The following is a 13,846-nucleotide window of genomic DNA, read 5'->3' as shown; positions in this document are numbered from 1 at the left end:
TATAATAAAGCTAATAAAACTTCACAAACCCAAAAATTATCTTCCAGCCATTTAATTTCAAAAACCCCTGCAAGTCTTTTAATTACTGGTAACAAAGAGCAATTCTTAAGAATTGCTCTTTTTTACCAGTAATTAAAAGACTTGCAGGGCTTTTTGAAATTAACTGGCTGGATGATAATTTTGGGGTTTGTGAATTTTTATTAGCTTTATTATATTTTAATGATTTTTACTTAAGCTTCCCTTAGGTTTCGCTTAATTTTTTCTTAATTATTATTCATTATTTTTTATTAGTTCAATTATTTTTTGTTCAATATTTTTGTCATAATCTATTTCTATGAATTTGTTATTTTCTTTAATACTTAGAAGATAACCTTTTTTTGGAATTCCAAAGTCTTTTAGCAGGTATAAATAAAAATTTATCTGAAATCTATATTTATCTATATTTTGATTTAAATTGGAATATTTATAATCTATAATATATATATTGTTTTCATGTATTATCACTTTGTCAGGAATTCCAAATAGCATATAATCTTTATCATTTATTTTGAAATTTTTTACAAGTCTCCATTCATTTTTAATTATTTTATTTTTGGTATTGAATGCAAACTGTACTATTGGTATTTGATCGAATAAATTTGGTAGTTCATTATTTTCTATCATATTTTTTATTTGTGATAGATTATAAACACTTTGTAATTTTCTGTGTAGATCAGAACCTCTGAATATTAATTCTTGATTTGAAAATAGTTCATCTTTTTTAAAATTAACTTTTTCTATTATGTTTTCATCATCATCATCATTTATTTCCGAAGGTTTATCTATGAGTCCTGTTAGATATGTTGGGGCTATATATTGTTTATAAGCGTTATTTTTCAAGTCTTTTAAATTTATTTGAGGAACTAATTTTTTTTCTTTTTCTTCATCATCTTCTATTTTTTCAAGAAATATATCTTCAATTTCTTCTATATTTATTATGTCCATATCTTTATATTTTAATTCATCAAAGAATATATTATAAGTTGTTTTATTTTTATTTTCTACATTTATTGGAATTAAAAGTTCTTTTGGTCTCGTTATTCCAACATATATAAGTCTATTATTTTCTGTTTTTTCTAAAAAGGTATTATTTTTAAACCATCTTAAAATATCATTTTCGCTTTCTTTTAATACATCTTTAAAGATATTTTTTAGTAAAAAATATCTATTTCCATTTAAATCTGGAAGTGAGAATTCTATTTCAGAATTATCTTTTTTGTCTATATTGCTATGAAGTCCACCCATTATTACTATTGGAAATTCAAGACCTTTTGATTTATGTATTGTAAGAATCTTTACGCTGTTTGAATTTTCATCTTCAAGAACGGCTTCTTCTTCATTCACATCTGTGGCTTTTTTTAATAATCTTACCAATTCAGCAAACGATGTAGCCATAGTATTGTATTTTTCTGCTTCATTAATTAATTTTTTTACATTTGAAATTGCAATTTCAGATTCATCTAAAGCTGATAATTTTGATATATAATTATTTTCTTCTACTATACCTTTTAATATGTTAGTTGGCTTTATATAGTATTTTAAATCTTTATATTTTTTTAGTGTTTCAAAAGCTTTTTTTGTGTTTTTTGAATAGTTGTTTTCTTCTTTTGATATTTGAAATGTCTCAAAAAGAGTTAATTGTTTTTCTGATTTTTTATTGAGTTCATTTTTTTCATTTATTAATTTATCATATTCTTCGAATGTCATTGTACCTATTAATGAGAACATATATCTTGTAAATTCAAAATCGTTGTAAGGATTTTGTACTGCAGAAAGAGCTGTTAATAATGATTGTATTTCTTCACGAAAATAAAAGGATTTTCCGCCAATAATATAAAATGGAATATTATTTTTTGAGAATTCTTTTTTTATTATATCTTCATATCCAGTCATCTGTCTCAATAATATAGCTATATCTTTTGCTTGTATTTTTCTTTTTATTTGTTGAATTTTTCCATTTTTCCTTTCTCTGAAAGACATTTCTTGGCCTATTAATTTTTTTATAGTTTTTATCATCGCAGTTATTTCAAGTTCTTTTCTTTGCTCAGCATTATTTTTTTCGGGTATTGCTTTTATTATTTTTATTCTGTATTTATCATCTTTTGATAGTTTTGGAGTGATAACTTCTTTGTCATCTTCTTCAAAATGACATATATCATCATCATTAATAGATGTGTTATCTATTAATAATGAATCTACATCATCGATGTATATATTTTCTTTTTTAAATAATGTTTGTTTTGATATTTCGTTTGCAAAATTTACTATTTGTGAGTTAGAACGTCTGTTTGTTGATAAGGCTCCTATAGTGTAATTATTTTTTTTAAATTCATCATATGATTTTGAGAATACTGATACATCAGCACCTCTGAATCTATATATAGATTGTTTTCTATCTCCAACATAAAACAAATGATTTTCATTTGTATGTAATTTTTCAAATAATTCTTTTTGTAAATAATTGGTGTCTTGGTATTCATCGACTATTATATATTTAAATCTATTTTGATATTTTCTTAATATGTATTCATCTGATAAAGCTTTTAAAGTTTTTTCAAGTGTACCTTTGAAATCATATTGGAAATTATCTATTGTGAAGTTTTCATAATACTCTTTCGACAGGTTAGAGAGTATTTTGAATAACCATATATAATCTATATAAATTTCTTCAAGTTCTTTGTTGGATAATGGAAATTCTTCAAAAATTATACTTCTTTCCATTTCCAATCTCCAATTACTTACTATAGTTTTTAGATTTTGTTGTAATTTATCCATTCCTGGATCTTTTAAAATATTATGTAAAGTTTCTTTGAATCTTAAGGGATTTTTTTGTATTTCAGATATTATTATATTTACTTTATTTTTTCTTTCAGAAGACAACATATTTATGTCTTCTGGTTTTTTGTTTTCGTATAGCTCAAGAACTGTTTTTAATGAGTAATATATAGCTTTTTCGATTTCTTTATCTTTTTTGAATTCAGATATCATTGTAAAATTTGGGTCTATGCCTATTATTATATTATTATCTCTTAAGATTTTTGAACAGAATGAATCGATGGTTTTTATCCAAGCTCTTGAAAGGTTTATTCTTATATTATTCCAATATTCTATTTCTTTTTCTGGAACATTTTTTTCTTGCAAGATATTTATTTTGTCATAAACTGCTTGTAATATTCTTTCTCTCATTTCACCGGCAGCTTTATTTGTAAACGTAACGGCAAGTATTTTATCTACTATTTCATCATCAGGATAGTTTTTTTCAAGTATGCTTATATAATATTGGGTTAATGTATAAGTTTTACCAGTTCCAGCAGATGCAGAAATGAAAAAATTTTGATTTGGATTTTTATTTATAGTATCTAATATATTCATTTTGTAAACCAACTCTCTTTTATTTTAAAATTGTCTAAATATTGCATTATTGAACATATTTTTTTGTATTGGCATTTGTCACATTCATAATATGTTTCATTTGAATATGTATTATATTTTTCTTGCATTTCTTCTAAAAATCTTTTATGTATCCTATCTCTTTGAGCTATTGGAGTAAAATCAGAATTTGATATAGAATCAATCGTTTTTTCAAGCCAATCATAAAATTCATATAAACCAAATCCAATAAAATTTTTTGAATTTCCTTTTTGTTTTATTATGGCAAGATTTTTTTGTATTTTTATAAATTTATTTTGCATATTCTTTGTAGGACCATTATCTTTTATCGTTAAAGGCTGAAATTTTAAGTATATGTTATCATTTATTTTATTTTTCCATTCTTCTGAATGAATTAAACCAATATAGTATATTAATAATTGTTCACTTTGGAAACTTGAACCGTTTTTATAATCTAATATAGAATAAGTTCCTCGTTTTAATTCATCTAAAAAACTATCTTTTCCTTCAAAACCTATGTATGAATAGTCTCCTGAGGTTATATCAAGTCTGTCTATTCTTGTTGTTAAATTTATATTTTTGTATTTACCTATATTGATATCAGTGTCTACTCTCAACTCTGTTTTTATTACCTTATCATAATTTAATTCCATATTTTTTCTAATTTCAATATATTTATTTAATATATGACCTATAGAAACTAAAAGCTCTTCAGAGATTTTTTCAATCTCAACAACTTTTATAGCTTCATATTTTTCAAGTCCTTTATTTATGGTATCATCCCATTCTTGATTGGCTATTTTTTTAATTTCTTCAAGTAGTTCATCTTCATTGAAATATTTTTCTCTCATTTGAGAAAAATCAGGATATTTTTTAAATAATTTTTCCATGATTTTATGTTTAAGATTACCTGTTGCAAAAATAGAGAAATCAATATCTCCTTTTATACCAGCTATATAACTCATATAAAATTTAAAAGGACAGTCTATATAACTTGATATTTTATTATGAGATATATTTTTTATAGATATTGAGTTTCTTGAATTCCATAGAGTATTTTTTATATGATTTTTTATTTCTTTTATATTTTCTTTAGAATTTTTTAAATCATCATCATTTGTTTTTATATCATTTATCAAATAATATAATAAAGCTTCATTAAAAGAGTATATTTCATCAGCATTTTGTGGAAGAACTTGTCTTTTTTCTGAGTATAATTTCTTTGGAGTGATTTTAAATAATTTTATGAATTCTTTTTCGTACATAGAAGGAAGTATTGTTTTACCTCCCAATGTTGAGATTGGATATGAGAAAATTATATTTTCAGCAAAAGCCATAGAAATTAAAAGATTTCTTCTTTGAACTTTTTCATTGGTTTTTGCAAGTTTTGTTCCATTGTCTAACATTGAAGAAAGAAATGGATTTATTGTTATTAATGGATAAAAATCTTCTGAAAAATTTATATAATATTTATATTTTTTATGTATGAATCTTGAATCATTTAAGTTCATTATTTCAACGGTATTATGATATCTTTCAGAATCTCTATAAGTTTCGATTTCAGTTAAATCAGATATTATTCTGAAATATTCATCTAATTTTATTCTTTTCTTTTTATTCTTTTTTAATATTTTTTCAAGAGATTCTTCTGTTTTTAAAAGAAATTGTTCAAAATAATTTAATGCATTGTATTCACTTATTATCGATTGGTTTTTGTTTAATTCATCATCCGAAAATATATTAAGGTTTATGATATCTTTATCTATCCAATCTTTTATGAGTTGTCTATAAGTATTTATTAAAAATCCTTCTTTATTTTTGTCAGAATCTTTTACTTGTTTTAATATATCAAATAAATTATTGAATACTATTTCTAAAGAATTTAATTCATTTAAAGTTTTTTCATACCTCTCTTTTTCTTCTGTTTGTTTATAATTTGAAAGTATTTTATTTTTTTCTTCTTTTAATGCATTAAACCAAGAAGCTTTTCTTTGTGCAAAAGAGGTTTTTACTTCTGAATATAGAAGATCTAAATGTCTTAAATAAGATTCTATTTCTTCCATGGTTAGTTCAGAATCACCTGCATATCCTGTTTCTATCATCGCCATCATATCTTCTACTTCATATCCTCTTACTACGGTTTTTAAGGGTTGTAATAATTTTATAACTATTCTACTTTGAGATAATGGAATATCATTTTTGAATCTATAAGGTACTTTTATTTCATTTAAATAATCTGCAAACATATTTGCAGATGAATTATCTGGTGTTATGATTGCAAAATCAGAAGGACTCAAATTTTCATAAAGTATTTTCTTTTTTATTTCTTTTGAAATATTTTCCATTTCAGATATTGAATCTGAAGTTTGATATATAGATATATTTTTTTCTTTAAATAATTTATTTATGCCCATATAATTATGTTTTATTTCAAAATCGGAATCCTTTAAAAATTCATATACTGAAGTCAATGAATTAAAACCTCTATCCATTACATCTTCCCATATATAAAAATATACATCATCAAATAAAGAGAATAAGCATTTTAAAACTTTTGCCATTATTGGAGTCATATCAAAAAAACCAGATATTATCAATGTTTTTCCCAATGTTTCTTTTCTTTCGGATTTTAATATTTCTGGAAATTCGTTATAAAACCATTTATAAACACTTATAGGATCAAAATTTTTTTGAAAAGTTTTTGAATTATCGAATTTTTGATTTAAGAAATCTTCTAAACTTTTTTCTATTTTTTTATACAGTTTTATTAAGTTTGATTCAGGATCTATTGAATTATCTATATTTCTGTATAATTCTGAGTATTTCAATATGTCTTCATTTTGTGGTTGATTTTGTTCAACTCTTGATATTTCCCATTTTTTTTCGAATATATTTAATATATATTCTGTTGATTTTTGAGACTTTGATATGACTTGTAGATAAGAAGAAAATTCATCATCATCATTTTTAAATTGTTTTACAAGGTTTCCAATTTCATTTTCTATATAGACTTTTAAAAAATCTCTATCAATATAAGTAGAATTTGGTTCATAATTTAAAAGAAGTTCTGTTATATATTGGTTTATAACCCTAAAAGCATCTCTGTTAAGTGTTTTATTTGTTTTTTTTGATAATTCATCAGCAATTTGTTTTACATAAAATCCAGAGGATCCTATGAAAAGAAATTCAAAAGGATCTTTTTCGTATTTTTCTTTTATTTCGTTTGTAATATAATCAAAATGTTTTTCATTTATTTTCATTATTTTGGCGGTTTTCATTTTTTTCCTCCAATTCATAGCTTTTATTATATTTTATCATGAATGTGATGATTTGATTTTATGATTTTTATTATTAAATTATAAACTTTTTTTATAAAAAGATTATAAAAAATTACAAATTTTACTTTTATATAATTTTAATTTCATAAATGATTTTGATATTTTAAAAGTTATATAGGATAATTTAAGTGATATATAATTTTTGTAGATTAAAGGGGGAGTTTTTTTGAGTATCAAATATAAAATTTTTATTATTATTTTTTTGATGGGAGTTTTGCCATTGATGATAAATGGCTTTTTATCTTATAATATTTCTTTTAAAGAGTTTGAAAAAGAAAATTTTAATCATTTAGACTCTATAAGAATTTTAAAAAAAGAACAGATAGAAGATTATTTTAAAGAAAGAAAAATTGATTTAAATGTTTTTAGTGAGAATAAACAAATAAAAAATTCTGTTAGAGATTTTGTATATGCTTTTGGAGAATATGGTGTTGAATCAGATTTATGGAATGATTATTATAATAAATATTCTGATTATACGGAACTTTATGCCAATGAATATAATTATACAGACATTATTTTTGTTTCTAAAGAGGGGAATATTGTTTTTTCTGCTAAAAATAAGTTTGATTTAGGAATTAATATAAAAGAATTTGATTTAAACGATTTTTTTATGAGTGCAGAAAATGGTTTTGGTTTTACAGATTTTATTTATTCTGATATTTTAAAAGAACCAGTTATGTTTATAGGAAAGCCAGTTTTTAACGAGGATAAAAGTGTTGGATTTGTAGTTTTTATTATAAATATGCAACCTTTAAATGATATTGTACATGAAAAGGTTGGACTTGGTGAAAGTGGTGAAATATATATAGTAGGATCAGATAATAAGATGAGATCGAGAACATATTTAAATGATGATTTAGATATTTTATCTCAAGCTTCTATTGTTACAGACGTAGATACTGGAGCTTCAGTAGAAAAATTAGATAAAAAATCAAGAATGGAAATAATTACTGATTATAATGGTAAGAGTGTTTTATCTTCTTATTCGGATATAGATGTTTATGGTATGAAATGGGGAATAATGGCTAAGATAAATTTTGAAGAGGCTTTAAAAAGTGCGTTTACGATTAGAAAAATTATAATAATGAGTATTTCTATTACATTTTTCATAATAATTATAGTATCTGTATTTTTTTCTAATTACATTTCTAAACCATTAAAAAGACTTACAAAAATTATGAAAAAAAGAAATCTAAATGAAAAAGTATCTGTAGACTTAATGAAAGGAAAAGATGAGGTTGGAATTTTAACAAGAGAATTTTTTGATATGGTTTCTACACTTCAAAAAATATTTATATCTTTTGAAGAATCGTCTAAACAAGTCAATTTGTCAGCTGTTAACCTTTCTTCTTCGGCAGAAGAGACTGGTGCTGGGACGGAAGAAATAAGCGGACAAATAAATATGATTTCAGAAAGTGCATTATCTTTTAAGAATAATATGGATATAATAAATGAAGAAATACTGAAAATTAATGATAAATCTATTGGAATATTGAAATCTTCAGAAGAGTTGAATATTTTTACTGATGAAGTTAATAGATTATCTGATGAAGGATATTCTTCTATAAAAAATGTTTCTGGAATTATAAAAAAGTCTTCAGATGTTTCAAATTCAAATATTGAAGAAATAAAAAAACTTTTAGATTTAACTTCAAATATAGGAAATATAATTGACTCGATAAATTCTATAACAGACCAGACAAATTTGTTAGCTTTAAATGCTTCTATTGAAGCGGCTCGTGCTGGAGAAGCAGGAAAGGGATTTGCTGTTGTTGCATCAGAAATACGTAATTTAGCTGATGAATCCAAAAAGTCTACGGATAAGATAAGAGATATTCTTAACCTCATTTATGTCAGTTCAGAAAATGTAGAAGGTAAATCTAAAAAGGTTTTTGATTATGTTTTATCAGCAAAGAAAGATATTGATGATGTTTCTGATAAGTTTGAAAATATAAATAATAAAATTTCTTCTATAGCAAAAGGTATTAAAAATTTGAATTTTGATGTCGAGGAACAGAATGAATATACAGATAATATAAAAAATTCTATGGTAAAAACTATAGAGAAATTAGAAGATATGAAAGATCAAATAGAGTTTTCAAATGAGGGTCTTAAAGAACAAGTTGATGCTGTTCAATTTATAAGAGATAATATTGAAGAACTCACAATGCTTTCTGAAACTTTAAAAAATGATATAAGTAATTTTGAATTTTGAAATAAAGTAAACTCTTGACTTTACAAGAAATTAACGTTAAATTTGAAATATTCCCCTTGAAATAAAGTATACTTCTTTATATATAATTTATATATAAATTATATATAAATTATATCAGGGGGAGTTTTATGACATCTTTACAGAAAAAGAATTTTAATATTTTTGCCATTGGTATGTTTGTTTCATTATTGGGATCTCAAATCCAAATGATATCTATGCCTTTATTTATATTAGATATTACGGGGTCAGGAACTTTAACGGGTTTTTTTACTTTTTTGATGTTGTTTCCATTTATTTTAATTACTCCTGTAGCGGGAGTTTTAGGGGATAGGTTGAACAGAAAAAATATTATGGTATATATGGATATAATAAGAGGCTTTATGGTTATGTTTCTCGCTATTTGGGCTTTTTTATTTGAAATTTCTTTAACTATGATTTTTATTTTTCAAATTTTCATATCTGTAATGGATGGAATTTTTTCAAGTTCTACTTCTGCTATGAGGGCAGACTTAGTTTCTAAAGAAGATTATGCAATTGCAAATTCAAAAATAAGTGCTCTTACAAGTATTTCTGGTCTTATAGGTCCTGCCATTGGAGGATTTATATATTCTTTTGGAGGTATAAAGATTGTATTTTTAATCAATGCATTATCTTTTTTGATATCTGGAATTGCTGAAATTTTTATAAAATATGATTTTAAATCTAATAATAAAAAAATAACAATTAATTCGTTTTTTGATGATGTTAAAGAAGGCGTTGTTTTTATAAAAAAACAGATAGGTTTAAAATATTTAATGATGTTTGCAGCGATAACAAACTTTTTGCTTGCACCTATAATATATGTGGTTTTTCCCTATGTATTTAAAGAAACGATAGGTTTTTCTTCTGAACAATATGGTTTATTACAAACTGGATTTACCATAGGAGCATTGTTGGGAAGCCTTATATTTGGGAAATATCTCATAAGTGTTTCATCAAGAAAGAGTATAAGTTTTGGGTTGATTTTTCAACTAATGGTAGGATTTTTTGTTTCTATAGTTATTTTTCCAAATATAGTAAGAAATTTTGATAGTAATTTATGGAATTTTTTCTTTATTGTTTTTATATTAGTTATTTTTTGGGGTTTTTTTAATATTATTATTAATATACCAATTCAAACAAATATGCAAAGAATGGCTCCTTCATATATAAGAGCAAGAGTTTTTTCTGTTGTTAGTCTCATATTTCAAGGAGCTGTTCCAGTTGGTTCTATATTATATGGTTTTTTTGTAGATTTTTTCCCAGCACATATTATAATGTTGATTTCTATATTATTATCTGCTTTTGTATCTATTTTATTTTTGATAAAATCTCCAGATGAAACTTTTGAATCACAAATGAATTAACTATTATGAATGTATTTTATGTTGAATTTTTTTAATAATAAGTGTATAATGTTTTTAATAATGTGATACTTTTAATTATGAATAAAGTAAAAAATATTTATAAAATTAGAAATATATAATTTGCAGGCGGTGAATGAATGAAATATTGCAATCTATTTGTTGGTGGAATTGGAGTAAAGAAAAAATATGTCAAAAAATTAAATATATTATTTGTGGCAATATAGATGAATTATAAATTTTTTTAAAAAAAATTATAATGTGAACATATTGATTTTTAAAAGGATATTATATAGTTTTAGCAGGCGATATATTTCGTCTGTTATTTTTATAAAAAGAATAATTTTTTAAAATAATGAATGGTATGAGGAGGATATTTATGAAGTTTAAGATTAAAACTCTTGAAGAATTAAGATTATTTAAAGAGAACCTTTCTAAAGATTATGCAGAACTTTTAAATTCAAATTTAAAAATTCCCATAAAACAAGCTAATATCTTGGCTAAAAAAGAAATAGATGAGATATTTAATTCTTTACATGAAAAACATAGAGTTTATAATGTATTGTTTAAAAATAATATAATTGGTGAAATATGGTTGTCTTTGAATGAAAAGAATAAAAGTTGTTTTATATACGATGTAAAAATAAATGAAAATGAAAGACATAAAGGCTATGGCGAAAAAATAATGCAAAGTCTTTATGCCTTTTTAGCTGAAAATAGTATAGAAAGTATAGAATTAACAATTTATGGTGATAACAAAAGCTATATAGATTTTTATAAAAAGAATGGTTTTGAAATATCTTCCGTAAGAATGACAAAAAATTTAAAATAATCTCAATTGATCTGCTTTTTGAGTTATTCCTTCTTGTTTTTCAAGTTTAGATTTAACGGCTTGTATTATATGAATATTTTCTGAAAATTGTTCAAGTCTTGAAAGAATATTTTTTTCAAAAAATGTGTAGTAATCTATTTCTAATTCTTTATTTTCTATTAATTTTTTAAATTCTTCAATATGTTCGGATTCTATACACGAAGATATTAAGGGTTCTGAACTTTTTATATTGATATTAAAGATATTTTCTATTATTAAGTAGTTTTTTTTGTTCAAATATTTTATATAATAATATAATAAACGATCTTCATATTTGTATTGAAAATTATATATTTTTTGCATTATTTGAACTCCTCTTACATGGTTGGGAATCGTTTTATATTTAGAAAAATCTGTTTTTGTAATATTTTTATATATGGCTATATCTTCTATGGGCATTGCTTTTATTTTTTCGAAATATTCAAGTAAATCTTCTTCTTTTAATTCTTCGTCAAGAGATTTTATGAAAAGGTCTGTAAGTATTTCTTTGATACTTTGTGGAGTATCAGATCTCACGATTTCGACTCCATGGGTTATTATATTTTTGGCGAAATCATGACCGAAATATCTTTTTTTGACTCCAAAAAATCTGACGGTTTCAAAAAGTTTATCTACATCTACAGAAAATGTGCATCTTTGAGTTATTTCTTCAGTATTTGAATAATTTATTGTAAGTTCTTTTGCTATATTTGTATTTATATATGAAGCTAGGAATTTGCCTATATCTTCAAGATCTTTTGCATTTAAATTTTCTTCAGTATGTATGACATTAAAAGAACTATCTGTATCTGAGTATATTACTTCAGTTTTAAAGGATATTATTTTTTTATTTATATTTATGTTTTCAAATCTTTTATTATTAAGTTTTTTGTTCATATACTTTAAAGCTGATCTTGAGCCTGCTGTTATGGAAGCAGCTACTCTTTTATCATGTAATGGAAAACGACTTGTTCCTATTACTCCATACATGGAGTTTAAAAGTATTTTGTAATTACTTTGCTTTATATCATACTTTATATATTGTGGATCATCTTTTGGGGTATTATTTTTTAGGGATTTATATTTTAATCTTTCTTTTAATAAAAATCTTATTAAAGATGGAAACACACCTTCCTTTTCTAAGGTGTATTTTAATGGTAAATAGTTTTTATTTTCTTCTTCTAATATTAAGCCCATATCTACATGTTTTCCTTTATAATTTTTATCATAAATCAATGTTTCTGGAGATATGTTATAGGTCAGTATAGTGTTTGGATAAAGTGAAGCATAATCTAATACGATTGTATTTTTATATTTTTTATCTTCTGGTTGTAAAACTATAGCTCCTTCAAAATCTGCTTCAGAATCCTGAAAACCATAACTCATTCTTTGGAAAGTTTGTTTTTGTGGTAAAAGAAATTGTTGTAAATAGTGATCTATAGTTATGGAATTTGCCATGAGCATATTTAGAGGTATTTTTATCACAGATTGAAGTCCACATATTAATGAATTTAAATTTAGTTTTTTTTCGAGTTCTACTAATATTTCAACATCACGAAATATATATGCTAAAAACTTTTCAAAGTCTTTTCTATAATTTAAAAATCCTTTGTATTCAGTTTTTCCTTTTATATCATGAAATTTTGCTATATTATCTAATTTATATGAGTTTGGTTGAGTTAACATAAATTTTTTATATAAATCCATATAATCGAGTAAATTTATGCCTGGAATTACATTTTTGTATATGAATCCGCCAGGAAGTTTTTTATATGAAGAAAAAGGTTTTAGTTTTTCAATAGAAGAAATTTCAATATTAAATTTTCTTGCTCTATTTATGATATAAGGAATATCAAAACCATCAGAATACCAACCGCTTATTATGTCAGGATTTTGTTCTTTTATTAAATTATTAAAATAATTTAATAGATCTTCTTCTCTTTTAAAGTATTTTATATTGTTTGTATTTTTTAAGTTTTGATTAATATTTGGCTGTAATACTAAAGCGTAATAATCTTTTATATAAGAATCATAATAAGCAATAGAAATTATAGTTCCATCAGCAGAAATGGAAATGGGTATGTTTTTATTATATGATTTATTTTCATTTTCTTCAACTTCTATATCGAGATACCATATTTTTTTATCAGAAATTTTATCAGAAATTTCTCCTTCGAATATGTCCATTATATTGTAACCATAAATTTTTTTACCTTTTTCTTCTATTTCTTTTATGATTTTGCTAAATTTATAAAAAGATACTTTTTCATTGAATACAGTTCTTATTATATTTATATTGAAGACATCTTTCCAACCAGACTCCACATTTTTAATATATTTTTTATCGAGTCTATTTATATAAAGAATTTTTTTGATTATTGCCAAGTCTTTTTCTTCAAATAAAAGATTGAAATTATTTTCTTTTTTTATCCATTTAGAATTTACTCCAGTTTTAAAGTATATATTCCTTGTTAAATTATTTTGCCATATTGCAGTAACTCTCATAAAGGATCAACCTCCTTTTATACTATTATTATAGTATCTTTCTAAATTCTAAAAACGTTTATTTAAAGTAATTTTAAACGATGTTAAAAGGGATATTTACCTCCATAGGTTATAATTAAATTGT

6 protein-coding genes are annotated in these 13,846 nt (G+C 23.6%); 3 read left to right on the top strand and 3 right to left on the bottom strand.

Annotation, left to right across the window (positions count from 1 at the left end):
• Positions 1–270: 270 nt before the first annotated feature.
• Together PWP28_RS12935 and PWP28_RS12930 are read right to left on the bottom strand one after the other, a co-directional pair.
• Positions 271–3,411, bottom strand: a complete 3,141-nt coding sequence (locus PWP28_RS12935; protein WP_109604916.1) for an exodeoxyribonuclease V subunit beta — start codon at positions 3,409–3,411, stop codon at positions 271–273.
• A complete protein-coding gene (locus tag PWP28_RS12930) occupies positions 3,408–6,707 on the bottom strand; it encodes a PD-(D/E)XK nuclease family protein (RefSeq protein WP_308644928.1) in 3,300 nt (1,099 codons plus the stop codon). The genes PWP28_RS12935 and PWP28_RS12930 overlap by 4 nt, the downstream gene beginning before the upstream one ends.
• Before the next feature lie 226 nt (positions 6,708–6,933).
• Here PWP28_RS12930 and PWP28_RS12925 point away from each other — a divergent pair, with 226 nt between their 5' ends.
• The 3 genes from PWP28_RS12925 to PWP28_RS12915 all read left to right on the top strand — a co-directional run bounded on the left by PWP28_RS12925 (position 6,934) and on the right by PWP28_RS12915 (position 11,199).
• Positions 6,934–8,985, top strand: coding sequence for a methyl-accepting chemotaxis protein (locus PWP28_RS12925; protein WP_308644927.1), 2,052 nt, complete (start codon positions 6,934–6,936; stop codon positions 8,983–8,985).
• Positions 8,986–9,113: 128 nt separating this feature from the next.
• Positions 9,114–10,370 carry an MFS transporter gene (locus PWP28_RS12920; protein ID WP_305081848.1) on the top strand — a complete coding sequence of 419 codons (1,257 nt, stop codon included), beginning with the start codon at positions 9,114–9,116 and terminating at the stop codon, positions 10,368–10,370.
• A 376-nt stretch (positions 10,371–10,746) separates the two neighbouring features.
• Positions 10,747–11,199, top strand: coding sequence for a GNAT family N-acetyltransferase (locus PWP28_RS12915; protein WP_308644926.1), 453 nt, complete (start codon positions 10,747–10,749; stop codon positions 11,197–11,199).
• On the opposite strand, the gene PWP28_RS12910 is transcribed toward PWP28_RS12915, so the two are convergent.
• Positions 11,191–13,722 carry a DNA polymerase domain-containing protein gene (locus PWP28_RS12910; RefSeq protein ID WP_308644925.1) on the bottom strand — a complete coding sequence of 844 codons (2,532 nt, stop codon included), beginning with the start codon at positions 13,720–13,722 and terminating at the stop codon, positions 11,191–11,193. The genes PWP28_RS12915 and PWP28_RS12910 overlap by 9 nt on opposite strands.
• Positions 13,723–13,846: the final 124 nt, after the last annotated feature.

This window comes from Oceanotoga sp. (assembly GCF_030445905.1).
In the GTDB taxonomy this organism is placed as follows: domain Bacteria; phylum Thermotogota; class Thermotogae; order Petrotogales; family Petrotogaceae; genus Oceanotoga; species Oceanotoga teriensis.
The sequence above is the reverse complement of the archived record's forward strand: the minus strand, read 5'-3'. Positions and strand labels throughout refer to the sequence as shown.

Bases quoted from the DNA above. Each gene is read 5' to 3' on its own strand.
- PWP28_RS12910 (WP_308644925.1), bottom strand. From the start codon at position 13,722: ATGAGAGTTACTGCAATATGGCAAAATAATTTAACAAGGAATATATAC.
- PWP28_RS12935 (WP_109604916.1), bottom strand. From the start codon at position 3,411: ATGAATATATTAGATACTATAAATAAAAATCCAAATCAAAATTTTTTC.
- PWP28_RS12930 (WP_308644928.1), bottom strand. From the start codon at position 6,707: ATGAAAACCGCCAAAATAATGAAAATAAATGAAAAACATTTTGATTAT.
- PWP28_RS12920 (WP_305081848.1), top strand. From the start codon at position 9,114: ATGACATCTTTACAGAAAAAGAATTTTAATATTTTTGCCATTGGTATG.
- PWP28_RS12915 (WP_308644926.1), top strand. From the start codon at position 10,747: ATGAAGTTTAAGATTAAAACTCTTGAAGAATTAAGATTATTTAAAGAG.